The organism is Azotobacter tropicalis (assembly GCF_059739045.1).
Map to the genome: position 1 here is coordinate 2,030,647 of NZ_AP046059.1, position 26,102 is coordinate 2,056,748.

Annotated in this window: 22 protein-coding genes and 2 pseudogenes; 18 read left to right on the forward strand and 6 right to left on the reverse strand. The window is 70.0% G+C overall.

Going from position 1 to position 26,102, the window contains the following annotated elements:
- Window positions 1–31: 31 nt before the first annotated feature.
- From Atro_RS09525 to Atro_RS09545, 5 genes are read left to right on the forward strand one after another with little or no spacing between them, the layout of a single operon-like run.
- Window positions 32–1,231 carry an ATP-grasp domain-containing protein gene (locus Atro_RS09525; protein WP_497927388.1) on the forward strand — a complete coding sequence of 400 codons (1,200 nt, stop codon included), beginning with the start codon at window positions 32–34 and terminating at the stop codon, window positions 1,229–1,231.
- Window positions 1,228–3,006 carry an IucA/IucC family protein gene (locus tag Atro_RS09530; RefSeq protein ID WP_497927389.1) on the forward strand — a complete coding sequence of 593 codons (1,779 nt, stop codon included), beginning with the start codon at window positions 1,228–1,230 and terminating at the stop codon, window positions 3,004–3,006. The genes Atro_RS09525 and Atro_RS09530 overlap by 4 nt, the downstream gene beginning before the upstream one ends.
- Window positions 2,991–4,136, forward strand: coding sequence for an MFS transporter (locus Atro_RS09535; protein WP_497927390.1), 1,146 nt, complete (start codon window positions 2,991–2,993; stop codon window positions 4,134–4,136). Before Atro_RS09530 ends, Atro_RS09535 begins: the two co-directional genes overlap by 16 nt.
- Entirely contained in the window at window positions 4,133–5,905 is a 1,773-nt protein-coding gene (locus Atro_RS09540) for an IucA/IucC family protein (protein ID WP_497927391.1), read from the forward strand. Before Atro_RS09535 ends, Atro_RS09540 begins: the two co-directional genes overlap by 4 nt.
- Window positions 5,896–7,086 carry a type III PLP-dependent enzyme gene (locus Atro_RS09545; RefSeq protein WP_497927392.1) on the forward strand — a complete coding sequence of 397 codons (1,191 nt, stop codon included), beginning with the start codon at window positions 5,896–5,898 and terminating at the stop codon, window positions 7,084–7,086. Before Atro_RS09540 ends, Atro_RS09545 begins: the two co-directional genes overlap by 10 nt.
- A 7-nt stretch (window positions 7,087–7,093) precedes the next feature.
- Here the strand turns inward: Atro_RS09545 and Atro_RS09550 are convergent, their stop codons facing one another.
- A complete protein-coding gene (locus Atro_RS09550) occupies window positions 7,094–8,743 on the reverse strand; it encodes an acyl-CoA dehydrogenase family protein (RefSeq protein WP_497927393.1) in 1,650 nt (549 codons plus the stop codon).
- Window positions 8,744–8,856: 113 nt separating this feature from the next.
- Between Atro_RS09550 and Atro_RS09555 the strand changes: the two genes are divergently transcribed.
- The 4 genes from Atro_RS09555 (at window position 8,857) to Atro_RS09570 (ending at window position 12,423) form a co-directional block, all read left to right on the forward strand.
- On the forward strand, window positions 8,857–9,654 hold the full coding sequence (locus tag Atro_RS09555; protein WP_497927394.1) for a hydroxymethylpyrimidine/phosphomethylpyrimidine kinase: 798 nt from the start codon (window positions 8,857–8,859) through the stop codon (window positions 9,652–9,654).
- 103 nt (window positions 9,655–9,757) lie between these two features.
- A complete protein-coding gene (gene thiE / locus Atro_RS09560; protein WP_497927395.1) occupies window positions 9,758–10,387 on the forward strand; it encodes a thiamine phosphate synthase in 630 nt (209 codons plus the stop codon).
- 56 nt (window positions 10,388–10,443) lie between these two features.
- Window positions 10,444–11,733, forward strand: a complete 1,290-nt coding sequence (gene hemL, locus Atro_RS09565) for a glutamate-1-semialdehyde 2,1-aminomutase (protein WP_497927396.1) — start codon at window positions 10,444–10,446, stop codon at window positions 11,731–11,733.
- A 144-nt stretch (window positions 11,734–11,877) separates the two neighbouring features.
- The gene (locus Atro_RS09570) at window positions 11,878–12,423 is read left to right on the forward strand and encodes a tetratricopeptide repeat protein (RefSeq protein WP_497927397.1); all 546 of its coding nucleotides are present in this window, start codon (window positions 11,878–11,880) and stop codon (window positions 12,421–12,423) included.
- A 44-nt stretch (window positions 12,424–12,467) separates the two neighbouring features.
- Here the strand turns inward: Atro_RS09570 and Atro_RS09575 are convergent, their stop codons facing one another.
- On the reverse strand, window positions 12,468–12,800 hold the full coding sequence (locus tag Atro_RS09575; protein WP_497927398.1) for a DUF1820 family protein: 333 nt from the start codon (window positions 12,798–12,800) through the stop codon (window positions 12,468–12,470).
- Between the two features lie 152 nt (window positions 12,801–12,952).
- On the opposite strand from Atro_RS09575, the gene miaB reads away from it, so the two are divergent.
- The 5 genes and pseudogenes from miaB (at window position 12,953) to lnt (ending at window position 18,423) form a co-directional block, all read left to right on the forward strand.
- On the forward strand, window positions 12,953–14,281 hold the full coding sequence (gene miaB, locus Atro_RS09580) for a tRNA (N6-isopentenyl adenosine(37)-C2)-methylthiotransferase MiaB (protein ID WP_497927399.1): 1,329 nt from the start codon (window positions 12,953–12,955) through the stop codon (window positions 14,279–14,281).
- Between the two features lie 138 nt (window positions 14,282–14,419).
- A complete protein-coding gene (locus Atro_RS09585; RefSeq protein WP_497927400.1) occupies window positions 14,420–15,433 on the forward strand; it encodes a PhoH family protein in 1,014 nt (337 codons plus the stop codon).
- Window positions 15,426–15,917: an rRNA maturation RNase YbeY gene (gene ybeY, locus Atro_RS09590; protein WP_497927401.1), complete on the forward strand. Its 492-nt coding sequence runs from the start codon at window positions 15,426–15,428 to the stop codon at window positions 15,915–15,917. Before Atro_RS09585 ends, ybeY begins: the two co-directional genes overlap by 8 nt.
- Window positions 15,914–16,755: pseudogene (locus tag Atro_RS09595) on the forward strand (CorC family transporter). Before ybeY ends, Atro_RS09595 begins: the two are co-directional and overlap by 4 nt.
- Window positions 16,756–16,873: 118 nt before the next feature.
- Window positions 16,874–18,423, forward strand: a pseudogene (gene lnt, locus Atro_RS09600) (apolipoprotein N-acyltransferase).
- On the opposite strand, the gene Atro_RS09605 reads toward lnt, so the two are convergent.
- On the reverse strand, window positions 18,414–19,175 hold the full coding sequence (locus Atro_RS09605) for a YdcF family protein (RefSeq protein ID WP_497927402.1): 762 nt from the start codon (window positions 19,173–19,175) through the stop codon (window positions 18,414–18,416). The pseudogene lnt and the gene Atro_RS09605 overlap by 10 nt on opposite strands.
- Window positions 19,176–19,201: 26 nt before the next feature.
- Entirely contained in the window at window positions 19,202–19,630 is a 429-nt protein-coding gene (locus Atro_RS09610) for a hypothetical protein (RefSeq protein WP_497927403.1), read from the reverse strand.
- Window positions 19,631–19,825: 195 nt separating this feature from the next.
- Between Atro_RS09610 and leuS the strand changes: the two genes are divergently transcribed.
- From leuS to holA, 3 genes are read left to right on the forward strand one after another with little or no spacing between them, the layout of a single operon-like run.
- Window positions 19,826–22,438, forward strand: coding sequence for a leucine--tRNA ligase (gene leuS, locus Atro_RS09615; protein ID WP_497927404.1), 2,613 nt, complete (start codon window positions 19,826–19,828; stop codon window positions 22,436–22,438).
- A 49-nt stretch (window positions 22,439–22,487) separates the two neighbouring features.
- On the forward strand, window positions 22,488–23,117 hold the full coding sequence (locus tag Atro_RS09620; RefSeq protein WP_497927405.1) for an LPS-assembly lipoprotein LptE: 630 nt from the start codon (window positions 22,488–22,490) through the stop codon (window positions 23,115–23,117).
- A gap of 37 nt (window positions 23,118–23,154) precedes the next feature.
- The gene (gene holA, locus Atro_RS09625) at window positions 23,155–24,195 is read left to right on the forward strand and encodes a DNA polymerase III subunit delta (protein ID WP_497927406.1); all 1,041 of its coding nucleotides are present in this window, start codon (window positions 23,155–23,157) and stop codon (window positions 24,193–24,195) included.
- Window positions 24,196–24,308: 113 nt separating this feature from the next.
- Here the strand turns inward: holA and Atro_RS09630 are convergent, their stop codons facing one another.
- On the reverse strand, window positions 24,309–25,037 hold the full coding sequence (locus tag Atro_RS09630) for a YfbU family protein (protein WP_497927407.1): 729 nt from the start codon (window positions 25,035–25,037) through the stop codon (window positions 24,309–24,311).
- Between the two features lie 60 nt (window positions 25,038–25,097).
- Between Atro_RS09630 and arfA the strand changes: the two genes are divergently transcribed.
- Window positions 25,098–25,259 (forward strand): alternative ribosome rescue factor ArfA, encoded by a 162-nt coding sequence (arfA, locus tag Atro_RS09635; RefSeq protein WP_497927408.1) that lies wholly within the window; start codon window positions 25,098–25,100, stop codon window positions 25,257–25,259.
- Between the two features lie 178 nt (window positions 25,260–25,437).
- Here arfA and Atro_RS09640 read toward each other — a convergent pair whose 3' ends face one another.
- Window positions 25,438–26,055, reverse strand: a complete 618-nt coding sequence (locus Atro_RS09640) for a thermonuclease family protein (RefSeq protein WP_497927409.1) — start codon at window positions 26,053–26,055, stop codon at window positions 25,438–25,440.
- Window positions 26,056–26,102: the final 47 nt, after the last annotated feature.

Below are 26,102 nucleotides of genomic sequence, written 5' to 3' on the forward strand. Positions count from 1 at the left end.
CGGTCGGACGGCTCCTGCCCGGAGAACGCTCATGCAAAGGCCTTTCGTCATTCTCAGTCACGTCGCCACCCATGCCGTCTGCGAAGGCTTCCTGCCTGCCGCGCAGCGGCACGGGCACCCGCTTCTGCTCATCACCGACCATGCCCAGGGCCATTGGCGCCACCTGGCCGACGCGGGGATCTCGCTCGACGGGCTGGAGATCCTCGAATGCGACGTCTTCAACCCGATGGCGGTGATCGAGCTGCTGCACGCCCACGGCCAGCGCCCGCGGGCGGTGTTCTCCAACAGCGACCACCTGCAGACCAGCTGCGCCCTGGTGGCCGAAGCCTTCGACTGCCCCGGCAAGGACTGGCGGATCTGCCACGCGGCGAAGAACAAGGCGGAGATGCGCGAGCGCCTGCAGCGCCTCGGTCTGCCCGGCCCCTGGTTCCAGGTGCTGACTCCCGGTACGGCGCTGCCGGCGGACGCGCCTTTCCCGCTGGTCGCCAAGCCGCGCGAGGGCGTCGCCAGCCTGGACGTGCAGCTGTGCCGCAACGCCGCCGAACTGGCCGCCTACTGCGAGGCCTTCTGGCAGCGCCAGCCGAACCGTGCGCTGCTCCTCGAGGCCTACATGCAGGGTCCGCTGTTCACCCTGGAAACCCTCGGCGACGGCCAGCGCCTGCAGCCCATCGGCGGCTTCGACGTGAGCCTCTCGCCGCCGCCGCACTTCGTCGAGCTCGAAGCGCGCTGGAACGGCCCCATCGGGCGGGCCGTGCGCAACGCGGCGCTGGCCCAGGTCGCCGCCTTCGGCGTCAACTTCGGCGTCTGCCACAGCGAATTCATCCTCACCGCCGACGGCCCGGTGCTGGTCGAGATCAACTACCGCAGCATCGGCGACGGCCGCGAGTTCCTCCTCGACCGCCTGCTGCCGCAGGGCTGGTTCGAGCGCATCCTCGCCCTGCACCTGGGCGAGCCGCTGGACGACACCGAAAACAGCAGCGCCGAGGCCCTGGTGCACTACCTGGTCGCCCCGCACGGCGGCCGCCTGCAGGCGGCCAGCCCGAGTTTTCGCGACGAGGGCGACGGCTACTGGGTCGACTACTGCGCGCTGCGCGAGGTCGGCGAGGAAATCCGCCTGAGCAACTCGAACAAGGACTACCTGGGCGTGCTGCGCCTGATCGCTTCCGACGCCGCCGCGCTCGCCGCGCGCTTCGATGCCGCGCGCAGCGATCTGCGCTGGGAGCTGGTATGAACGCGAACACAGCGGACCAAGACCGCGCGGCCATCGGCCAGCGCATCCTCGACTGCTGCCTGCGCGAGGACATCCGCGGCCTGCTCGGCCGGGCACGGCCGGGCGCCCTGCCGGCCGAGCTGGCCGCCCACTGGCCGCAGCCGGCGGAAGCGGACTGGCTGTGCATCGACCACCTGGGCGGCGGCGAACTCTGGCTGCCGGTGCGCCGCGGCGCGCCGCTGCAGGACTGGAGCGCGGTCGGCGACCGCTGGCTGCGCCGCCAGGGCGACAGCGTGCACCTGGAGCAGGGCTACCGCCGCTGGCTCGAACACCTGGCCAGCGACCTGGATGCCGAGAGCCTAGCGCTGTTCGCCGACTACGTCGCGGAAGCCGACTGCGCGGCCGAGCACCGCCGCCTGTGCCGCGAGGCCTATGCCACGCACGCCGTCGATCTGGACGAGGTTCTCGTCGAAGCGGACTGGGGTCGGCGCCTGCTCGGTATCGACCGCCTGGCCAGCTACCTGGACCATCCCTTCTACCCCACCGCGCGGGCCAAGAGCGGCTTCGACGCCGCGGCCCTGCAGGGCTACGCCCCGGAGTTCGCACCGCGCTTCCGGCTCAACTGGCTGGCCGTGCCCAGAGCGCTCCTCGAGCAGACCAGCGCGCCGCCGGCGCTCTGGCCGAGCTTCGCCGCGGTCGGCCTGGACCCGGCGCTGGAGGACAGCCACGCCCTGCTGCCGGTGCACCCGCTGACCTGGCCCGAGCTGGACGCCCACGGCCTGCCGGAAGGCTGCCTGCGCGCGCCGCTCGGTGCTCTGGAAGTGGAGCCGACCCTCTCGGTGCGCACCGTGCTGTGCGTCGCGGACCCGCGCTGCCACATCAAGCTGCCGCTCTTGGTGCGCACCCTCGGCGCGCGCAACCTGCGGCTGATCAAGCCGAGCACCCTGTACGACGGCCACTGGTTCCAGACCGTCCTCGAAGCGCTCGCCGCCCGCGACGCCCAGCTCGGCACGCGCTATCTGCACGTCGACGAGCAGCACGGCGGGCATGCCGCCGGCGAGCGCCACCTGGCCTACATCGTGCGCCGCTACCCGGCGGGCCTGGAGCAGGCCAGCCTGGTGCCGGTCGCCGCCCTGGCCAGCCGTCTGCCCGACGGCCGGCTGCTGGTCGAGGCGCTGGTCGAGCGCTTCCACGGCGGCGACCTGCTGGCCTGGTGGCAGGACTACCTCGACCTGCTCTTCGCCGTGCACCTGCGCCTCTGGCTGCGCTACGGCATCGCCCTGGAAGCCAACCAGCAGAACGCCGTGCTGCTCTTCGAGGCCGGCCGGCCGCTGCACCTGCTGATGAAGGACAACGACGCCGCGCGGCTCTGGCCGGCGCGCTTCGCTGCCGCCTGCCCGGACCTGGCGCCGCGCCTGGCCGAACTGCGCGACGAGCGGATTCGCGTCGACGGCGTGCAGCCCCTGGCGGAGATGTTCTGCACCATCACCCTGCAGCTGAACATCGTCGCGCCGCTGGAGGCCATCGCCGCAGCCGGTCTGGCCGGGCGCGAAGCGCTCTACGCCGTCCTGCGCCAGCGCCTGCGCGCCGCCCTCGATGCGCTGGAGGGCGAAGGCGTGGATGTCGAGGAGGCGCGCCGCTTCCTGCTCGAGGCCCCGAAACTGCCGGTGAAGTACCTGCTCAGCGCCGGCAGCCTGTTCAGCAAGGAGCGCTCCGGCGCGGCGGACATCAACAAGTTCTACGGCTACAGCGCGGCGAACTTCCTCCAGGATACGGCCCCATGTCCCGGCGACTGACCGCCAGCGTCCTGCTTGGCCACTACCTGTCGGCCTTCACCGCCCTGGGTGCGCCGCTGTTCCTGCCGCGCATCCTCGCCGATCTGGGCAGCGCGGCGCCGACCTGGAGCATCGGCGCGCTCTACGTGCTGCCGACGCTCTGCACCGCGCTGGCGGCGCCGCTCTGGGGTCGCCTGGCCGACCGCCACGGCTGCCGGCTGTCGCTGCTGCGCGCCCACGCCGGCCTCGCCGCCGGCTTCCTGCTCGCCGGGTTCAGCCCGAACCTGGCGGTCTTCACCCTCGCGCTGATCGTCCAGGGCACCTTCGGCGGCGCCATGGCGGCGTCGAACGCCTACCTGGCGACCCAGCTCGACGGCGAAGGCCTGTCGCGCGCCCTCAACCTGACCCAGTACTCGGCGCGCCTGGCGATGCTCAGCGGCCCGGTGCTGGTCGGCCTGCTGGCCGGCGCCGGCCTGGGCGTCGAGATGTACCGCTACCTGGCCTGGCTGCCGCTCGCCGCCTTCCTGCTGGTCCTGCCGCTGCCGGCCGATGCGCCACGCGCCGAGGCGCGGAGCGCGGACGGCAAGCCGGAGGCCGGCGAGCTGCCGGCCGATCTGCTGCGCCTGCTCGCCGTGCAGTTCCTGTTCAGCTTCGCCATGGTGGTGACCTTCCCCTACTTCGTGCCCTACGGCGAAGCCTTGGGCATCGCCAACGACGCGCTGATCGGCCTGCTCTACAGCCTGCCGCACCTGGTCTACCTGCTCGCCCTGCCCTGGGTCCAGCGCCGGAGCGGCCCGCTGCTGCCGGCCGGGCTCGCCCTGCTGGCGCTCGGCAACCTGCTGCAGTTCCTGCGCCTGCCGGCCGAGCTCTTGTTCGCCCTGCGCCTGCTCGCCGGGCTGGGCATGCTGCTCGCCTTCGTCGGCCTGCACCGCTGCCTCGCCGCGCGGCGCCGCGCCGGCGGCGCCGGCCGGCTGTTCGGCTGGTTCGATGCCAGCGGCAAGTGGGCCGGCACCGCCGCCGGCCTGGTCGCCGGCCTGGCCTGCCAGCACTACGGCATCGCCATGCCCTTCCTGATCGCCTGCCTGGCCGCGCTCGCCGCGCTGGCCGTGGCCCACCCTCTATTCATACGCTCGCCGGAGATTGCCCCATGATCCGTGTCGCCCGCTCCCCCTACGAACGCACCCTGGACGGCGAGGCCCAGCGCCACGCCATCGACTGCCTGCTCAACTGCTACCTGCGCGAGTACGCCCTGCCGCGCGGCGAGGCGAGCCTCGACTGCCAGGCGCCGGACCTGCCGATGACCCTGCGCCACGCCGAAGGCCGCTGCGTCGGCATCCAGCTCGCCGACGGCAGCCGCCTGGCGCTGCTCGCCGACCGCACCAGCGTGCTCGGCCGCTGCCGCTTCGTCAGCCCGCCCTACTTCAAGGGCCATGGCCAGGGCTGGCGACCGCTCGACGCCGCCGAGCTGGCGCGTCTGCTGCTCGCCCCGCTGAACGGCCCGGAACGCCACGGCGAGCTGCTCGAGCAGATCGACAACAGCTTGCGCATCACCCGCACCTTTCTCACCCACGCCCGCGCCGCCAACCACGATCCCGCCGACACGCTGTTGCGCTCCGAGCAGGGCCAGGTCTGGGGCCATGCCCTGCACCCGACGCCGAAAAGCCGCGACGGCGTTTCCGAGGCCGACCTCTTGGCCTGCTCGCCGGAAGTCGGCGCGCAGTTCGCGCTGCACTGGTTCCGCGTCGACCCTGCGCTGATCCGCCACCAGGGCGACGACCCGCGCGGCCTGCTCGCCCAGGTCGCCGGCGCCGAGCACCTCTACCCCTGCCACCCCTGGGAGGTTGCGCGGGTGCTGGCCGACCCGCTGGTCCAGCGGGTGCGCGACCTCGGCCTGCTCGAATACCTCGGCCCGCAGGGCCTGGCGCTCTACCCGACCTCCTCGGTGCGCACTCTCTACCACCCGGCGCTGAGCCATTTCCTGAAATTCTCGATCCACGTGCGGCTGACCAACTGCGTGCGCAAGAACGCCTGGTACGAGCTGGACAGCGCGGTGGCCCTGACCCGCCTGCTCGGCCCGCTGATGAGCGAACTGGACGCCAGCCAGCCGGGCTTCGCGCTGATGCCCGAGCCGGCCGCCAGCACCCTGGACCTGTCCGCCTACGGCAGCGCGGAGGAGGCCCGCGAGGTCACCGAGTGCTTCGGCATCCTCTACCGGCAGAACCTCGACGAGGCCAGCCGCGCGCGCTACCAGCCGCGGGTCGCCATGGCCCTGTTCACCTGGACCCTGGACGGCATCAGCGCCTGCCAGCCGTTGGTCGCGCACTGCGCGGCGCAGCTCGGCGTGGACCCGGCCGAGGCCGCCGTGCGCTGGCTGCGCGCCTACGCCGGGCTGCTGCTCGGCGGCTCGCTGCATTGCCTGTTCCGCCACGGCGTGGTGCTCGAGCCGCACCTGCAGAACACCCTGCTCGGCTTCGACGCCCAGGGCCTGCCCTGCCGGGTGTGGATCCGCGACCTGGAGGGCACCAAGCTGGTCCCCGAGCACTGGCCGGCCGAGCGCCTCGCCCACCTCGACGAACGCACCCGCGCCTCGCTGCACTACGACGCCGACAAGGCCTGGAAGCGGGTCGCCTACTGCGCCCTGGTCAACAACCTCGGCGAGGCCGTGTTCCACCTGGCGGGCGGCGATGCGGCGCTGGAGAAACGCCTGTGGCGCGAGATCGCCGACCTCCTCGAAGCGCAGCGCGCGCCGCTCGGCGACCCGCCGGCGCTGCGCGAGCTGTGCGCCGGCGCGCCCCTGCCGAGCAAGGAGAACTTCATGACCCGCCTGCTGATGAAGGCCGACCGCGAGGCCGGCTACACCGCCCTGCCCAACCCGCTGACCGCCGCGGGTGCCACCGCCTGCTGTGGAGAGTGCCGATGAGCCTGCCCGCGTCCGTCCAACAGGCCATCGCCGGGCTGCGCCGCTCCTGCGCCGAGCCGCTGTGCGCCTATGTCTACGACCTGCCGGCGCTGGCGCGCCATGCCCGCGCCGTGCGCGAGGCGCTGCCGGCCGGCTGCGAGCTGTTCTACGCCGCCAAGGCCAACCCCGAGGCGCCGATCCTGCGCACCCTGGCGCCCTGGGTCGACGGCTTCGAGGCGGCCTCCGGCGGCGAGCTGCGCTGGCTCCACGAGTGTCATCCGGACAAGCCGCTGATCTTCGGCGGCCCCGGCAAGCTGGACAGCGAACTGGCCGCCGCCATGGACTGCGGGCTCTCCGCCTTCCACGTCGAGAGCCTCGGCGAGCTGCGCCGCCTGGCGGTCGTCGCCAAGGCCCATGGCCGCCCGGCCCCGGTGCTGCTGCGCCTCAACCTCAAGCTCGACGAGGCGCCGGACAGCCGCCTGGTGATGGGCGGCAAGCCGACCCCCTTCGGCCTCGACGAGGAGGCCCTGGACGAGGCCCTGGCGCTGCTCGCCGGCGAGCCCTGGCTGAAGCTTGAGGGCCTGCACTTCCACCTGCTCTCCCACCAGTTGGACACCAGCGCCCACCTGCAGCTGATGCGCAGCTACTTCCGCTGCTTCCGCCAGCTGAACGCGCGCTACGGCCTGGACCTGGAACTGCTCAACGTCGGCGGCGGCATGGGCATCAATTACCAGGACCACGCCCGCTCCTTCGACTGGTCGGGCTTCTGCGCGGGACTGGCGGCGCTAATCGCCGAGGAAGGCATGGCCGGCACGCGCATCCGCTTCGAGATCGGCCGCTTCCTCAGCGCCGCCTGCGGCTACTACCTGATGGAGGTGCTGGACATCAAGCGCAACCACGGCCAGTACTTCGCCGTGGCCCGCGGCGGCACCCACCACTTCCGCACCCCGGCGGCCCAGGGCCACGACCATCCCTTCGTGGTGGTCCGCGGCGAACGCCCGGCGGAGCTGGAGAACCAGCCAGTGACTCTGGTCGGCCAGCTGTGCACGCCCAAGGACGTGCTGGCCCGCCAGCAGCCGGTGGCCGCCCTGGCGGTCGGCGACCTGCTGGTGTTCACCCTGGCCGGCGCCTACGCCTGGAACATCTCGCACCAGCACTTTCTGATGCACGAGCCGCCGCGGATGCTGTTCCTTGAGGCCTGAGCGCCGCCTAGACCGGCTGCGGCGCGCTGCGCGCCAGCAGCTTCTCCACCTCCAGGCCGCGCGGCAGGGTGCCGTAGACCCGGCCGCCTTCGCCGAGGCGGCTGTGGATGAAGGCGTCCGACACCGCTGCGTTGCCGGCCTCCAGCAGCAGCCCGGCCTGCAGGGTCACGGCCAGCTCCTCGACCAGCCGGCGGGCGCAGTAGTGGATCTCGGTGCGGTCGGCCAGCGCCTTCCTGAGCCATTCGATGCGCGCCTTGAGCCGCGCATCGCCGTGGCCGCCGTCCAGCTCGTCGAACAGCGCCTCCAGCGCTTGCGGCTCCTTGCCGAGCACGCGCAGCACGTCCAGGCACTGCACGTTGCCCGAACCCTCCCAGATCGAGTTGACCGGCGCCTCGCGGTACAGCCGCGGCAGGAGGCTCTCCTCGACGTAGCCGGCGCCGCCCAGGCACTCGGCGGCCTCGCCGATCATTTCCGGAGCGCGCTTGCAGATCCAGTACTTGCCGATCGCGGTGAGCAGCCGGGCGAGCAGCCGCTCGCTCTCGTCCTCGCCATGATCCAGCGCCCGTGCCAGGCGCAGGGTCAGGGCCAGTGCCGCCTCGCTTTCCAGGGCCAGGTCGGCCAGCACGTTCTGCATCAGCGCGTGCTCGATCAGCACCTGGCCGCCGACCAGGCGGTGCGCGCAGTGGTGCAGCGCCTGGGTCAGCGCCTGGCGCATCAGCGCGCTGGAGCCGATCATGCAGTCGAAGCGGGTCAGGCCGACCATCTCCAGGATGGTGTTCACGCCGCGCCCCTCCTCGCCGATCATCCAGGCCAGGGCGCCGCGGTATTCCACCTCGGCGGAGGCGTTCGACCAGTTGCCCAGCTTGTTCTTCAGGCGCTGGATGTACAGCTGGTTGCGCCCGCCGTCCGGGCGGTGGCGCGGCAGCAGGAAGCAGGACAGCCCGCCATCGCTGTAGGCCAGGGTGAGGAAGGCATCGCTCATCGGCGCCGAGCAGAACCACTTGTGGCCGAGCAGCTCGTAAGCCTGCCCCGGCCCCGCGGCGCCGACCGGCCAGGCGCGGGTGGTGTTGGCGCGCACGTCGGTGCCGCCCTGCTTCTCGGTCATCGCCATGCCGAGGGTCACGCCGCTCTTGCGCTCCATCGGCAGGTTGCGCGAATCGTAGTCGCCGGCCAGCACCTTGGGCAGCCAGCGCTCGGCGATCTCTGGCTGCTGGCGCAGCGCCGCCACGCTGGCGAAGGTCATGGTCAGCGGACAGGCGGTGCCGGCCTCGACCTGGTTGTGCAGGTACATCAGCCCGGCGCGGGCCACCTGGGCGCCGGGGCGCGGCTCGCGCCAGGGCAGCGCCGGCAGGCCGTGGTCGATGGCGGTGGCCATCAGCTCGTGGTAGGCGGGGTGGAAGTCCACCTGGTCGATGCGCTGGCCGTAGCGGTCGTGGCTACGGAAGAGCGGCCGGTTCTCGTTGGCGGCGAAGCCGGCCGCCAGCAGCGGCCCGCCGGCCAGCGCGCCATAGGCCTCCAGCTGCCGGTCCGCCCAGTCGCCGTCGTAGCGGCACAGCCATTCCTGCAGCGGCCGGTCGATGCGGTAGAGGTTGGCGCCGTCCAGGGGCGGCACCTGGTTGGTCACCTCGTGGGTTTCGGCGTACTGGTGCAGGTCCATGGGGGCGCTCCTCGGCGGGCGGTTGCTCCGTTGAGTGAAGCACGCGAGCCCCGCTGCGACGGGCGCATCCGACGAGGGTTCCGCCCGGGCGATTAGTGGTAAGCTCGCACGCCATGAACATGCCGAACTTTCGTCCCGTCGTCCTCTGCCTGTCCGGCCACGATCCCAGTGGCGGCGCCGGCCTGCAGGCGGACATCGAGGCCCTGCTCGCCCAGGGCTGCCACGCCGCGCCGGCGGTCACCGCGCTGACCGTGCAGGACACCCGCAACGTCAGCGACTTCCGCGTGCTCGAGCCGGCCTGGGTGCTGGCCCAGGCCGAGGCGGTGATCGCCGACCTGCCGGTCGCCGCGATCAAGCTGGGCATGCTCGGCTCGCTGGAGATGGTCGACACCGTCGCCCAGATCGCCCGGCGCCTGCCCGGCGTGCCGCTGGTCTGCGACCCGGTGCTGCGCGCCGGCGGCGGCGGCGCGCTGGGCAAGGACGAGGTCGGCCAGGCGATCCGCGAGCGCCTGCTGCCGCTGTGCCGCATCGCCACCCCGAACCTGCCGGAGGCGCGCCTGCTCGCCGAACTGCCCGAAGGCAGCGCCGATGCCTGCGCCGAGCGGCTGCTCGAGCAGTGCGAGCACCTCTTGATCACCGGCGGCCACGGCGACGAAACCGAGGTGCACAACCGCCTGTACTCGCGGGACGGCGGCGCCCGGACCTTCACCTGCGTGCGCCTGCCGGGCAGCTACCACGGCTCCGGCTGCACCCTGGCCAGCGCCCTGGCCGGCCGCCTGGCCCTCGGCGAGGAACTGGCCAGCGCGGTGCGCTCGGCGCTCGACTACACCTGGCGCACCCTGCGCGACGCCGAGGCGCCGGGCCACGGCCAGTACGTGCCGCGCCGCCTGCCGCTGGATTTCGGCAGCTGATCCGGCGGCGCCTGGCGCAGGCCGGGCGCATCGGCTTGACTGGCCGGGGACGATCCATCCCCGGCAACTTCCGCCGGCCCTTCGCAGACGAGGCGAATCCACCATGAAACTACGCGGTCTCTACGCCATCACCGACAGCCAGCTGCTCGCCGACGGCAGGCTCCTGCCCTATGTCGAAGCCGCGCTCAGGGGCGGCGCCCGGCTGCTGCAGTATCGCGACAAGTCCGACGACGATGCCCGCCGGCTGCGCGAGGCCGAAGCGCTGCGCGACCTCTGCCTGCGCTACGGCGCGCAGCTGATCGTCAACGACGACCTGGAGCTGGCCGTGCGCCTGGGCGTCGGCCTGCACCTCGGCCAGCAGGACGGCTCGCTGTCCGCCGCCCGCGCCCTGCTCGGGCCCAAGGCCGTCATCGGCGCCACCTGCCACGGGCAGCTGGAACTGGCCGAGCAGGCCGCCGCCGACGGCGCCAGCTACCTGGCCTTCGGCCGCTTCTTCGACTCCTCGACCAAGCCCGGCGCGCCGCCGGCCAGCCCCGAACTGCTGGAAGAGGCCCGCGCGCGCCTTCCCCAGCCGCTGGTGGCCATCGGCGGCGTGACCCTGGACAACGCGCCGGAGCTGATCGGCCGCGGCGCCGCCATGATCGCGGTGATCAACGCGCTGTTCGCCGCCGAGAACGCCGCCGAGGTCGAGCGCCGCGCCCGCGCCTTCAGCCAACTGTTCGAAGGCTCCTGACTTCCCCTCACGGTGGCGCCCGCCGCGCGGCGCCGCCTCACGCTTGCGAGGCCCACATGTCCCGTTCCGAAACCCTCTTCGCCAACGCCCAGAAGCACATCCCCGGCGGCGTCAACTCGCCGGTGCGCGCCTTCCGCGGCGTCGGCGGCACCCCGCTGTTCTTCAAGCACGCCGAAGGCGCCTACGTGATCGACGAGGACGACAAGCGCTATGTCGACTACGTCGGCTCCTGGGGGCCGATGATCCTCGGCCACAGCCATCCGGAGGTGCTCGAGGCGGTGCGCCGGCAGCTGGAGCACGGCCTCTCCTACGGCGCGCCGACCGCTCTGGAAACCGAGATGGCCGAGCTGGTCTGCTCGCTGGTGCCGTCGATGGACATGGTGCGCATGGTCAGCTCCGGCACCGAGGCGACCATGAGCGCGATCCGCCTGGCCCGCGGCTACACCGGCCGCGACAGCATCATCAAGTTCGAGGGCTGCTACCACGGCCACTCCGACAGCCTGCTGGTCAAGGCCGGCTCCGGCGCCCTGACCCTCGGCGTGCCCAGCTCCCCCGGCGTGCCGGCGGCCTTCGCCAAGCACACCCTGACCCTGCCCTACAACGACCTGGGCGCGGTGGAAAAGACCCTCGCCGAGGTCGGCCGGGACATCGCCTGCATCATCGTCGAGCCGGTGGCCGGCAACATGAACTGCGTGCCGCCGGCGCCGGGCTTCCTCGAAGGACTGCGCGAGCAATGCGACAAGCACGGCGTGGTGCTGATCTTCGACGAGGTGATGACCGGCTTCCGCGTCGCCCTGGGCGGCGCCCAGGCGCACTACGGCGTCGTCCCGGACCTCTCGACCTTCGGCAAGATCGTCGGCGGCGGCATGCCGGTCGGCTGCTTCGGCGGCAAGCGGGCGATCATGGAATGCATCGCCCCGCTCGGTCCGGTCTACCAGGCCGGCACCCTCTCCGGCAATCCGCTGGCCATGGCCGCCGGCCTCGCCACCCTCCGGCTGATCGGCCGGCCGGGCTTCCACGCCGAGCTGAGCGACTACACTGCACGCATGCTCGACGGCCTGCAGCAACGCGCCGATGCCGCCGGCCTCCCCTTCGTCACCACCCAGGCGGGCGGCATGTTCGGCCTGTACTTCAGCGGCGCCGACGAGATCGTCACCTTCGCCGACGTGATGGCCAGCGACGCCGAGCGCTTCAAGCGCTTCTTCCACCTGATGCTGGACGGCGGCGTCTATCTGGCGCCTTCCGCCTTCGAGGCCGGCTTCACCTCGATCGCCCACGGCGAGACGGAGCTGTCGATCACTCTCGACGCCGCCGAGCGCGCCTTCGCCACCCTGGCCAAGGGCTGAGCGGCGGACCGCTCCCCCCGCTTGCGGGGGTGGCAAAACACGGTAAAGGCTTTGTAAGGCCGGCGCCGCTTATTCATAATGTGGCGGCCGGCACACTTTGCCGGCCGGGCGACCGCCCGCTCCGACTCGAGGCGCAGCGATTCCATGACCCGCCGTAACCTGACCCTGGGTTGCCTGTTGCTATTTTTCTTCTCCCTGCCAGTGGTGGCCGGGGAGAACACCCTGCTGATCCCGGCGCCGGGCAGCTGCGCCCTGGACAGCCCCGCCGACGAGCTGCCGGCGGCGCTGTCGCGCTGCGAGCAGGCCGCGCAGAACGGCGACCTGCAGGCCGAGTACGAGCTGGGCCAGTTCTACTACGACGGCAAACGCACCCCGCGCGACCTGTCCCGCGCGCTGAACTGGTTCGAACAGGCCTCGCTCAAGGGCCATGCCGAAGCGCAGCATCGCCTGGGGCTGATGTTCTTCCGCGGCGAGGGCGTGCCGGCCAACAACGTGCAGGCCTACATCGTGCTGAAGATGGCCGCGGTGAACGGTTCGGAGGAAGCCCTGGACAGCGCCGACCTGGTCGCCGAGCAGATGAGCCGCAACGAGCTGGAGATCGCCACCCAGGTGCTCGGCCAGATCTTCCGCAACTACCTCATGGAACTGCAGGCCCTCGAAGGCCGCTCGCCGTTCTCGCCGCTGCCCTAGGCCCGCTCGATTCGTACCGCGCGAGCCGCGGACGCTGCGTGAACTCAGCTCTTGTCCGGCATCGGCGGCAGCGGGAACGGCGTGACGTTGCCGCTGCCCTTGGCCTCGCTGATCCGCGCCGTGCCCAGGCGCTCCACCGCGTCGATGCGGACGATCGCGTGCAGCGGCACGTAACTGCGCTGCACACCCTCGAACTGGCTGCGCAGGCGCTCCTCGCCGGGATCGATCACCACCTGGGTGCGCTCGCCGAAGACGAACTCCTCGATCTCCAGAAAGCCCCACAGATCGCTCTGGCGGATCTGCTTGGCATACAGCTCGTAGAGCTGGCCCTGGTTGAGGAAGATCACCTTGTAGATCGTGGCGTCGCGCTTGCTCATCGGACTGCGGGGAAATCGCTGCAAAGGGGCTGCGAAGGATAGCACAAGGGCCGCGGCAGACGGTCGGCGCGCCACCCGCCCGACGTCTCTGGCCGAGCCTTCTTCACCTACCTATAATGCGCGGTCCTTCGAATCACCCAGACCAGACCCCCATGGCCAAGAAGCTTTTCATCGAAACCCACGGCTGCCAGATGAACGAGTACGACAGCTCGCGCATGGCCGACCTGCTGGGTGAGCACCAGGCTCTGGAAATCACAGAGAATCCGGCGGAAGCCGACGTCATCCTCCTCAATACCTGCTCGATCCGCGAAAAGGCCCAGGAAAAGGTGTTCTCCCAGCTGGGCCGCTGGCGCGAGCTGAAGCAGCGGAACCCGGCGCTGGTGATCGGCGTCGGCGGCTGCGTGGCCAGCCAGGAAGGCGCGGCGATCCGCGAGCGCGCGCCCTACGTCGACGTGGTGTTCGGCCCGCAGACCCTGCACCGCCTGCCGGAGATGATCGACGCCGCGCGCAGCACCCGCCAGCCGCAGGTGGACGTCTCCTTCCCGGAGATCGAGAAGTTCGACCGCCTGCCCGAGCCGCGGGTCGACGGCCCGAGCGCCTTCGTCTCGGTGATGGAGGGCTGCAGCAAGTACTGCACCTACTGCGTGGTGCCCTACACCCGCGGCGAGGAGGTCAGCCGGCCGCCGGAGGACGTGCTCGCCGAGGTCATCCACCTGGCCGAGAACGGCGTGCGCGAAGTCACCCTGCTCGGCCAGAACGTCAACGGCTACCGCGGCACGGCCGCCGACGGGCGCCTGGTCGACTTCGCCGAGCTGCTCTACCTGGTCGCCGCCATCGACGGCATCGACCGTTTGCGCTACACCACCAGCCACCCGCTGGAATTCTCCGACGCCATCATCCAGGCCCACGCCGAGATCCCCGAGCTGGTGAAGTTCATCCACCTGCCGGTGCAGTCCGGCTCCGACCGGATCCTCGCGGCGATGAAGCGCAACCACACTGCGCTGGAGTACAAGTCGCGGATCCGCAAGCTGAAGGCGGCGGTGCCGGACATCAGCATCAGCTCGGACTTCATCGTCGGCTTCCCCGGCGAAACCGAGCAGGACTTCGCGCAGACCATGAAGCTGATCGAGGAGGTCGGCTTCGACTTCTCCTTCTCCTTCGTCTACAGCGCGCGTCCCGGCACCCCGGCGGCGGAGCTGCCCGACGACACCCCGGAGGAAGTGAAGAAGCAGCGCCTGCAAATCCTGCAGAACCGCATCTACCAGCAGGGCTTCGAGATCAGCCGGCGGATGGTCGGCAGCACCCAGCGCATCCTGGTCAGCGACTACTCGAAGAAGGACCCGGGCATGCTCCAGGGCCGTACCGAAAACAACCGCATCGTCAACTTCCCGGCGAGCAACCCGCGGCTGATCGGCCAGTTCGTCGAGGTGCGCATCGACGACGCCCTGCCCCACTCCCTGCGCGGCAGCCTGCTCGACTGACGCCCACGCCAGGGTCTGGCCCGGCGGGCGGCGCCCGTCGGGTCCGCCGTTCGTCGGGCCTTGCCGGCTTCCCCCCGCCATCGACAACGCTATCCTTTCCTCATCACCCTGCCGCAGGACGGTTGTCCTCTAAAGCCCTTGAACGCACCCACAGAACCCCGTCGCTTCACCCTCGACCCCTTCGAAGCCCGCCGCTTCGCCAATCTCTGCGGACAGTTCGACGAACATCTGCGCCTGATCGAACAGCGCCTGGACATCGAGATCCGCAACCGCGGCAACCAGTTCGAACTGCTCGGCGAACCGAAACACACCCAGGCCGCCGAACAGCTGCTGCGCCGCCTCTACCGCGAAACCCACGGCGCCGACCTGTCGCTGGAGCTGGTCCACCTGTATCTCCAGGAATCGGGCATGGAGGCGCTGGCCGATCCCAAGGCCGAAGCCGGTGTCGCCCTGCGCACCCGCAAGGGGCTGATCCGCCCGCGCGGCGCCAACCAGCAGCGCTACGTCAAGGCGATCCTCGACAACGACATCAACTTCGGCATCGGCCCGGCCGGCACCGGCAAGACCTACCTCGCCGTGGCCTGCGCGGTGGACGCCCTGGAGCGCGAGCAGGTACGGCGCATCCTTCTGGTGCGCCCGGCGGTGGAGGCCGGCGAGAAGCTCGGCTTTTTGCCCGGCGACCTGGCGCAGAAGATCGACCCCTATCTGCGCCCGCTGTACGACGCCCTCTACGAGATGCTCGGTTTCGAACAGGTGGCCAAGCTGATCGAGAAGCAGGTGATCGAGATCGCCCCGCTGGCCTACATGCGCGGCCGCACCCTGAACAACAGCTTCATCATCCTCGACGAGAGCCAGAACACCACCCTGGAACAGATGAAGATGTTCCTCACCCGCATCGGCTTCGGCTCCACCGCGGTGATCACCGGCGACATCACCCAGGTCGACCTGCCGCGCGGCACCAAATCGGGTCTGGCCCATGTGATGGAAGTGCTCAAGGACATCCCAGGGATCAGCTTCACCCGCTTCCTGCCCAAGGACGTGGTGCGCCATCCGCTGGTGCAGCGCATCGTCGAGGCCTACGAGCGCTTCGAGGAGCGCCATCCGCCCCGCCCGCAGGGCGAGCCGTACCCGGAAGGACGCCGCGATGCTTGAGCTGGACCTGCAGGTGGCCAGCGCCCGGCCGCTGCCCACCGAGAGCGACTTCCGCCGCTGGTGCGAACTGGCCCTGCGCCAGCGCAGCGCCGACTCCGAACTGACCATCCGCCTGGTCGACGAGGCGGAAGGCCGCGAGCTGAACCGCACCTGGCGGCACAAGGACTACCCGACCAACGTGCTGTCCTTTCCGGCCGACGTGCCCGACGGCTTGCTGGACATCCCGCTGCTCGGCGACCTGGTGATCTGCGTGCCGGTGGTCGAGCGCGAGGCGGCCGAACAGGACAAGGCGCCGGATGCCCACTGGGCCCATCTGGTGATCCACGGCTGCCTGCACCTGCTCGGCTACGACCACATCGAAGACGCGGAAGCCGAGGAAATGGAATCTCTGGAACGGGACTTGCTAGCTGAGCTGGGCTATCCCGATCCCTACGATGGCGACGACCAGCCCGAATCCCCGGGCACCACGAGCGAAGGAAGATGAGCGACGATCGATCGAGCAACGGGCAATCCTGGCTGAGCAAGCTCACCCAGGCCTTTGCCCACGAACCCCGCAACCGCCAGGAACTGCTGGAGATCCTCCACGAGGCGCACGAGAACGAGCTGCTCGACAGCGAGGCGCTGACCATCGTGGAGGGCGCCATCCAGGTCGCCGACCTGCAGGTCCGCGACATCATGGTTCCGCGTTCGCAGATGATCACCGTCAAGGCCGGCCAGACGCCGCAGGAGTTCCTGCCGACCATCATCGACGCCGCCCACTCGCGCTATCCGGTGATCGGCGAAAGCCTCGACGACATCGTCGGCATCCTGCTCGCCAAGGACCTGCTGCCGCTCCTGCTGCGCGGCACCGGCGAGACCTGCGCCTGCGACCTCAAGCAGTTGCTGCGCCCGGCGACCTTCGTCCCGAATCCAAGCGCCTGAACGTGCTGCTGCGCGAATTCCGCAGCACCCACAATCACATGGCCATCGTCATCGACGAATACGGCGGCGTCGCCGGCCTGGTGACCATCGAGGACGTGCTCGAGCAGATCGTCGGCGACATCGAGGACGAGCACGACGTCGAGGAGGACAGCTACATCAAGGAGCTGCCCAGCGGCGATTTCGTGATCAAGGCGCTGATGCCGATCGAGGACTTCAACAAGCACTTCGGCAGCCAGCTGCCCGACAACGAGTTCGACACCCTGGGCGGCCTGGTGGCCCATGCCTTCGGCCATCTGCCCAAGCGCAACGAGACCGTCGACCTCGACGACTTCCACTTCCGCGTGCTGAATGCCGACAGCCGGCGCATCCACCTGCTGCGCCTGACCCCGCCGCGCCACTGAGCCTTCAGGGCACCGCAGCAATGCGGTGCCCTGCTCCTTCCTTTCACCGGACTGCCATGGCATGCCGCGGGCCGCTCCATTAAGCTTGCGCCGCCTCTTTTCCGAGCAAGGAATCCCGATGCGCTGGATCACCCGCCCCGGCTGGCCGGGCAACCTGCTGGCGCTGGCCGCCGGCGCCCTGACGCCCCTGGCCCAGGCCCCTTCGACTTCTGGCCGCTGGCCCTGCTGTCCATCGCCCTGTTCTACCTGGGCCTGCGCGAGCTGGCGCCGCGGGCGGCGCTGTGGCGCGGCTGGTGCTACGGCTTCGGCCTCTACGCCGCCGGCACCAGCTGGATCTATATCAGCATCCACGACTACGGCGCCGCCTCGCTGCCGCTGGCCGGCCTGCTCACCCTGGCGCTGATGCTCGCCCTGGCGTTCTTCTTCGCCCTGCCCGCCTGGCTGTGGAGCCGCTGGCTGCGCCGGAGCGAAGCGCCGCTGACCGACGCGCTGGGTTTCGCCGCCCTCTGGCTGGCCCTGGAGGGTTTTCGCGGCTGGTTCCTCACCGGCTTTCCCTGGCTCTACGCCGGCTACAGCCAGCTCGACGGCCCGCTCGCCGGCCTGGCGCCGCTGGGCGGGGTCTGGCTGCTGTCCTTCGCCCTGGCGCTGTCCGCGGCGCTCTCGGTCAACCTGCCGCGCTTGATGCGCCGGCCGCTGGCGCTGGTCGGCGCCCTCGGCCTGCTGCTCGCCCCCTGGGGTGCCGGCCTGGCGCTCAAGGGACACGCCTGGACCGCGCCGGCCGGTGCGCCGCTGAAGCTCGCCGCGGTGCAGGGCAACGTGCCGCAGAACCTCAAATGGGACCCGGAACAGCTCAGCGCCCAGTTGATGCTCTACCGCGACCTCACCCTGCAGCGCGCCGCGGCGGTCGACCTGGTGGTCTGGCCGGAAACCGCGGTGCCGATCCTCAAGGAGTACGCCGAGGACTACCTCGCCGGCCTCGACCGCTACGCCCGTCCGCGCAACATCGCGCTGCTCACCGGGGTGCCGATCCGCCAGCACAACGCCCAGGGCGAGCCGCGCTATTACAACGGCATCGTCGTGGCCGGCGAAGGCGCGGGCACCTACCTGAAACAGAAGCTGGTGCCCTTCGGCGAGTACGTGCCGCTGCAGGAGCTGCTGCGCGGGCTGATCGCCTTCTTCGACCTGCCGATGTCCGACTTCGCCCGCGGCCCGGCCGACCAGCCGCTACTGCAGGCCCGCGGCTGGCGAATCGCCCCCTACATCTGCTACGAGGTGGTCTATCCGGAGTTCGCCGCCGGCCTGGCCGCGCAGAGCGATCTCTTGCTCACCATCAGCAACGACGCCTGGTTCGGCACCTCCATCGGTCCCCTGCAGCACCTGCAGATGGCGCAGATGCGCGCCCTGGAAGCCGGCCGCTGGATGATCCGCACCACCAACAACGGCGTCACCGCGCTGATCGATCCCTTCGGGCGGATCACCGAGCGGCTGCCGCAGTTCCAGCGCGCCGTGCTCTACGGCGAGGTGACGCCGATGCGGGGCCTCACCCCCTACCTGCAGTGGCGCGCCTGGCCGCTGGCGACCCTCGCCGCCCTGCTGCTCTGCTGGGCGCTGCTGCGCCGACGCGCCGAACGCGCCGCGGCCAGCCCGGCCGTCGAGGCTCAGCGGTAGAGCAGCGGATAGGCCAGTTGTCCCAGCGCCTCGTTGAGCAGCAGGCCGCTCTGCCACAGCGCCCGCCCCTCCGGCAGCCAGCCGCCCAGCGGGCGCCCGTTGGGCACGCCGAGGAAGCCCGCCGGGGCCGGCACCACCGCAAAGCCGGCCCGCTCGAAGCACCAGCGCGCCCGCGGCATGTGCCAGGCCTGGGTCACCAGCACCACCCGGCGGATGCCCTGCGCCTGCAGCAGTTCGGCGCTGTAGCGGGCATTCTCCCAGGTGGTGCGGCTGCGCTCCTCGCGCCAGCGCAGCGTCAGACCATGGTCCTTCTCCAGCACCTCGCCGAGCAGCGCCGCCTCGCTGGGCGGCGCGCCGAAATGCAGGCCGCCGCTGGCCAGCAACGGCAGACCCGAGGCCTTGGCCAGGCGCGCGGCGTAGCGCAGCCGCTCGAGCGCCAGCGGACTCGGCTGGTCGCCGCCCCAGGCCGGATCGCCGCGCTCGCGGCCGCCGCCCAGCACCACGATGGCCTCGGCACGCTGCGCCAGCTGCGGCCACTGCGCCGCGTCCAGCGCCGGCTCGCGCTCGATGGCCCGTGCCGCCCATTCCACCGTCACCGGCAGGCTGAGCAGCCACAACCCGCCCGCGCCGAGCACGAAGCACAACCCGGCCGTCCGCGGCGCACGGCGGCGCAGCCACCAGCCGAGCGCCAGCAGAAGGAGCAGGCCGGACGGCGGCAGCAGGAGTTGTTTGAACAGGTAGCGAAACGGCATCGGCACCTCCAGGCGAGGCGCAGAGCCTAACCCGAGCGGCACCGCCGAGCGACCCGGAACAGCCGCGAAGCGCAGACCGGACAGGCCGCGATGCTGCCGGCGCGCCGCCAGCGCACGGCCCGACCGCACAGGGCGCAGAGCAAGTGGGCATGGCGCAGCGGGCGAAGCCGCGGTGGCGCGGCGGGACGCTCCCTCGGCACGAAGAGATGGGCACGCTGCTGGCGCTCGAGCAGCGCCAGCTCCTCGGCCGCCGCTTGCCAGCCGCGCAGCCACTGCAGGTCCTGGCGCAGCCAGGCGCGGATGAATGCCCGTTCGGCAGACGACAGATCGTGCAGCTCCAGCACGGCCGGCACCATACCACCCCGCCAGCCTGAGGCCTCGGCTCCGGCGAGAGCGCAGGCGATCCGCTCGATCAGGCGCCGGTACAGTCCGCCACGCACGCTCGCTTCGTCCATCCCACACCTCGACGTCGGGAAAAGCGGCCTCTTTCCCTGAGCTTAGCGCCCGTCCCCGCCGCGGTTTGCCGCCGCGACCAACGGCAGCGGAGCGCCAGCGGGCGGCGCCCGCGCCGGCCCGGCGTTTCCCATGGTCAAGGCCGCTCATGTATGCTACCGGGTTTTCCACGCCCTCTTTTCCAGCGCCAGCAGACCATGCACGAACAGTATCAGCCCCGCGAGATCGAAGCCGCCGCGCAGTCCCTCTGGGATGCCCAGAAGTCCTTTGAAGTGCGCGAGCAGCCCGGCAAGGACACCTTCTACTGCCTGTCGATGTTCCCCTACCCCAGCGGCAAGCTGCACATGGGGCACGTGCGCAACTACACCATCGGCGACGTGATCGCCCGCTACCAGCGCATGCAGGGCCGCAACGTGCTGCAGCCGATGGGCTGGGACGCCTTCGGCATGCCGGCGGAAAACGCCGCGATGAAGAACCAGGTGGCACCGGCCAAGTGGACCTACGAGAACATCGCCTACATGAAGTCCCAGCTGAAAAGCCTGGGCCTGGGCATCGACTGGTCGCGCGAGGTCACCACCTGCAAGCCGGACTACTACCGCTGGGAGCAGTGGCTGTTCACCCGGCTGTTCGAGAAGGGCGTCATCTACCGCAAGAACGGCACCGTCAACTGGGACCCGGTGGACCAGACCGTGCTGGCCAACGAGCAGGTCATCGACGGGCGCGGCTGGCGCTCCGGCGCGCTGGTCGAAAAGCGCGAGATCCCCATGTACTACTTCCGCATCACCGCCTATGCGGAAGAACTGCTGGCGAGCCTCGACGAGCTGAGCGGCTGGCCCGAGCAGGTCAAGACCATGCAGCGCAACTGGATCGGCAAGAGCTTCGGCGCCGACATTGTCTTCGACTACGACGAAGCCTCCGTCGGTGAGGAAGGCCAGCTGAAGGTCTACTCGACCCGCCCGGATACCCTGATGGGCGCCACCTACGTCGCCGTCGCCGCCGAGCACCCGCTGGCCCAGCGCGCCGCCGAAAACAATCCTGAGTTGCAGGCCTTCATCGCCGAGTGCAAGGCCGGCTCGGTGGCCGAGGCGGACATGGCCACCATGGAGAAGAAGGGGCTGGCCACCGGCCAGTTCGTCGTCCATCCGCTGACCGGCGACAAACTGCCGGTGTTCGTCGCCAACTACGTGCTCTGGGGTTACGGCGAGGGTGCGGTGATGGCCGTGCCGGCTCACGACGAGCGCGACTTCGAGTTCGCCAACAAGTACGGTCTGCCGATCAAGCAGGTCTACGCCGCCGAAGGCAGGGACTTCAGCGCCAGCGAATGGCAGGCCTGGTACGCCGACAAGGAAGGCCTGACTACCGTGGGCTCCGGCAAATACGACGGCAAGAGCTTCACCGAAGCCTTCGACGCCATCGTCGCCGACCTGGAAAGCGCCGCCCACGGCGCGCGCAAGACCCAGTTCCGCCTGCGCGACTGGGGCATCAGCCGTCAGCGCTATTGGGGCTGCCCGATCCCGATCATCCACTGCGACAGCTGCGGCGACGTGCCGGTACCGGAAGACCAGCTGCCGGTGGTGCTGCCCGAGGACGTGGTGCCGGACGGCACCGGCAGTCCGCTGGCCAAGATGCCGGAATTCTACGCATGCAGCTGCCCGAAGTGCGGCAAGCCGGCCAAGCGCGAAACCGACACCATGGACACCTTCGTCGAGTCGTCCTGGTACTACGCCCGCTACGCCTCGCCGCAATACGCCGGCGGCATGGTCGATCCCGAAGCGGCCAACCACTGGCTGCCGGTGGATCAGTACATCGGCGGCATCGAGCACGCCATCCTGCACCTGCTCTACGCGCGCTTCTTCCACAAGCTGATGCGCGACGAGGGCCTGGTGTCCTCCAACGAGCCGTTCAGGAACCTGCTGACCCAGGGCATGGTGGTCGCCGAGACCTACTACCGCACCCTGGAGAACGGCGGCAAGGACTGGTTCAACCCGGCCGACGTGGAAGTCGAGCGCGACGCCAAGGCCAAGGTGATCGGCGCCAAGCTCAAGTCCGACGGCCTGCCGGTGGAAATCGGCGGCACCGAGAAGATGTCCAAGTCGAAGAACAATGGCGTCGACCCGCAGGCGATGATCGACGCCTACGGCGCCGACACCTGCCGCCTGTTCATGATGTTCGCCGCCCCGCCGGAACTCTCCCTGGAGTGGTCCGACGCCGGCGTCGAGGGCGCCAGCCGCTTCCTGCGCCGGGTCTGGCGCCTGGCCCAGAGCCATGTGGGCGCCGGCCTGCCGGGCGCGCTGGACAAGGCCCGGCTCTCGGATGCCCAGAAAGAGATCCGCCGCGCCATCCACCTGGCCATCAAGCAGGCCAGCCAGGATGTCGGCCAGCACCACAAGTTCAACACCGCCATCGCCCAGGTGATGACCCTGATGAACGTGCTGGAGAAGGCGCCGAGCGCCGGCGAACAGGACCGCGCCCTGCTCCAGGAAGGCCTGGAGACCGTGGCCCTGCTGCTGGCGCCGATCACCCCGCACATCTGCCACGCGCTCTGGGAGGCGCTCGGCAAGGACGGCCTGATCATCGACGCCGCCTGGCCGGCGGTAGACGAGTCGGCCCTGGTGCAGGACACCCTGACCCTGGTGGTGCAGGTCAACGGCAAGCTGCGCGGGGAAATCCAGGTGCCCGCCGCCGCCTCCCGCGAGGAGGTCGAGGCTACCGCCCGCGCCAACGAGAACGTGCTGCGCTTCACCGAGGGTCTGGCCATCCGCAAGGTCATCGTGGTGCCGGGCAAGCTGGTCAACATCGTCGCCAACTGATGCGCCGTTCCGGCGGCAAGAAGCCGCCGGTCACTGAAGGGGAAACCAGATGATCAAACGAAGCCTCGCGCTCATCGCCCTGACCGGCCTGCTCGGCGCCTGCGGCTTCCAGCTGCGCGGCACCGGCGGCACCGGGAACATTGCCCTCAAGGAGCTCAACCTGAGTGCCCGCAATGCCTACGGCGAGACCCAGCGGATGCTGCGCAAGCAGCTCGAAGCCAGCGGCGTCAAGGTCTATCCCGGCGCGCCCTACGAGCTGGTGCTGACCAGCGAGAAAGAGGAACGCCGCACCGCCAGCTACACCAGCACCTCACGCAGCATGGAATACGAGCTGAGCACCACCCTCGCATACGAGCTGCTCGACGCCCACAAGCAACTGCTCGGCAACAACGAGCTGAAGGTGCAGAAGGTCTACGTCCACGACCAGAACAACATCACCGGCTCGACCCAGGAGGCCCAGCAGCTGCGCGAGGAAATGCGCCGCGAGATGGTCCAGCAGTTGATCCTGCGCCTGCAGCAGCTCACTCCGGACCGCATCGCCCAGATGGAGCAGGCTGCCAAGGAGCGCGCCCAGGCCGAGGCTCAGGCCGCGGAAGCGGCACGCCGCGCCCAGGAAGAACAGCAGAACGCGCCGCAGCAGTCGCCGCTCGAACTGCTGCCGCCCGCCCTCCTGCCCTGACGCCGCCGGGCGGGGCCGCGGCCCCGCCCCTCTCCGCATGAAACTCGCCCCCGCCCAACTGCCCAAACAGCTCAAGGATGCCCTGGCCCCCGTCTACGTGGTCAGCGGCGACGAGCCGCTGCTCTGCCAGGAGGCCTGCGATGCCATCCGCGCCGCCGCCCGCGCCCAGGGCTTCAGCGAGCGCCAGGTGTTCAACGCCGACGCCAACTTCGACTGGAACCAGCTCTACGCGGCCAGCGCCAGCCTCTCGCTGTTCGCCGAGAAACGTCTGCTGGAGTTGCGCATCGCCAATGGCAAGCCCGGCGACAAGGGCGCCGCGGCGCTGCTCGAATACCTGGCGCGGCCCGCCGAGGACAGCCTGCTGCTGATCGCCCTGCCCAGGCTCGACGCCGCCACCCAGAAGAGCAAGTGGGCCAAGGCGCTGCTCGACGGCGCGCAAGTGCAATTCGTTCAGATCTGGCCGGTCGACGCCCAGCAGCTGCCGCAGTGGATCCGCCAGCGCCTGGCCCAGGCCGGGCTGGCCGCCAGCCAGGAGGCGGTGGAACTGATCGCCGCCCGCGTCGAAGGCAACCTGCTGGCCGCCGCCCAGGAGATCGAGAAGCTCAAGCTGCTCGCCGAGGACAACCAGGTCGGTGCCGACACCGTGCAGGCGGCGGTGGCCGACAGCGCCCGCTTCGACGTCTTCGGTCTGCTCGACGCCGCCCTCGCCGGCCAGGCCGCCCATGCCCTGCGCATGCTCGAGGGGCTACGCGGCGAAGGCGTGGAGACGCCGGTGATCCTCTGGGCGCTGGCCCGCGAACTGCGCCAGCTGGCCGGCCTGGCCCAGCAGTACGCCCAGGGCGTGCCGCTGGAAAAGGCCTTCGCGCAAACGCGCCCGCCGGTCTGGGAAAAGCGCCGGCCGCTGCTGGCCAAGGCCCTGCAGCGCCATCCGGCGGCCCGCTGGAACCAGCTGTTGCGCGACGCCCAGCTGATCGACGCGCAGATCAAGGGCCAGGCCGAGGGCGAGCCGTGGAACGGCCTCGCCCGGCTGACCCTGGCCATCGCCGGCCAGCGCCTGCAGCTGCCGCCGGAAAGCTGAGATGCGCGGCGGCCCCTGCGGCATTTCCGCCGGGGTGCCAGGGAATCGGGGAGCCAGAAAAAAGCCCCGGATATCGGGGCTTGTCTTAAAAGCGGCGTCACAGAACAGACGGGTCAGGCCCAGCGCAGCACATTGGCGTCCAGTTCCATGCCGCTTTTCGGGATGATTTTTGCGTTCAGTATTTCCGCCAGCGCCTCTACCGACAGCGAGGACTCGCCGCCGGAGTCCGCGATGCGCGCGTACACCTCCAGCATCCGCCGATAGCCGTCGGCCAGGATCCTGTGCGAGTCGGTATCGCGCCCCTTGAAGATCGGCCAGCGGCCCAGGTCATCCACGAGGACATGGACGATCCTCCGCAGATCGGCCTCATGGCTGCCATCGAAGCCGCGAAACTGCGGGTCGCGCCCGAAGGTCGGGGCCAACTCGGCCAACCGGTCTTTCCGGGCCCGATCGAACCCGGCATAGGTCTCCTCGATGGCCTCCCACATGGTCAGCACCTCGGCGACGAAGGTGACGGCCTCCGGCGGCTCGATGGCGTCATCGAACAAGCCGGGGTAGGCCCAGCCCAGCGCCCAGCCGTGACCGCCCTGGACCATCCGTTGCACGAAGCGCGGGTCGACGCTGTTGTCGATCCCGAGACGGGCGTGGATATCGGTGAGCAGGGTGATGATCAGCTTCTGTTGGTTGGAAAACTCCATTTCTACTTCATCCTTGTTTTTGTTGTGGTGGGCATTACCTGCATATAGTCCGTCCATCAGGCAAATGCCAGTCGGACCGTCCGGGTATCGGGCAGCAAGGGCCTGGACGGACGAACGGAGCCAAACGCCCGCACCGCTGGACATTTTTTGACCAGCCGCGCATGATGCGCGCGCCCGCACGGAGCGGGTCTACAGGAGGACGCTATGGCCAAGAAATCCCCTTCCCGGCCGAACAAGGCCAAATCCCTGGTCGCCCAACCGCTGTTCCGCTGCCGCCAGGAACAACCGAAGAAGGGCAAGGGCAGCTACCGCCGCGAAGCCTTCCGGTCCGACGACCGGGAGGCTTTTGTCCTTCTGGCCGCCTGAAAGGCCCGCTTCCCCTCTCCTCCCCCGTATCGCTCCGCTTCGCCGCCACGGCAGAAATCTCCCCGGCATCAGCCGCAAGCCGTACGTCTTGCAGCCCTCCCCGCCGTGCGCCTCGCGACCCGGATGTCCCGCCGTGAGAACCATCGTCCTCGCATGCCGTGCTCTCGGTCGGCCTGCATCAACAAAGCGACCGCTGTGCCGGGAGATGGGCCTGTCCAGCCGTCGAAAACCGAAAGATCTCGTCCGGAATCCACTGAAGAATGTCCAGACGCCCCGTCATCCACAGGTAGGCGCCGCCTATCAGTGCACCCGCCGCCAGCATCCATGGCCATGGGTTCCAGCCCTTTTCAACTGGCCGAGCTTTCCCCTTCCCGAGCTTGCGCCACTCCCACGGCGGCACGCGCTTTGCCTTCGGCAGGGCCCACAGCCCTTGCCTGGCCTTGCGTGCCCGCTCCTCCAGCCGGGCAAATTCCGGCTCCCTGGAATAGTCATGGTAAACCCAGGCATGGCCATGCCTGACCATCTCCTCGTTGACAAACGTACGCCCGCGAAAGACCCTGCCGACAATGCGGCCATAGCGATCCCGGGCCGTCTGCTCGATCCTGACGCTCTTGTTGAGCACCATCGCCGCCAGCGCCGCTCTCGCCTCCGCACCATAGGGCTGAGCCTGCTCCGGGGTATCGATGCTGCACAGTCGCACCACCACGGTCAGGCCGTCGCCACAGTTCGCCCTCAAGGTATCCCCGTCGGGAACATGCACCACCTTTGCTTCCAGCAGTTTCTTCCTACCTGTCATCAATCGACACCACTCATGCTGCAACCCCGTCCGGGCCCCCTCGAAGC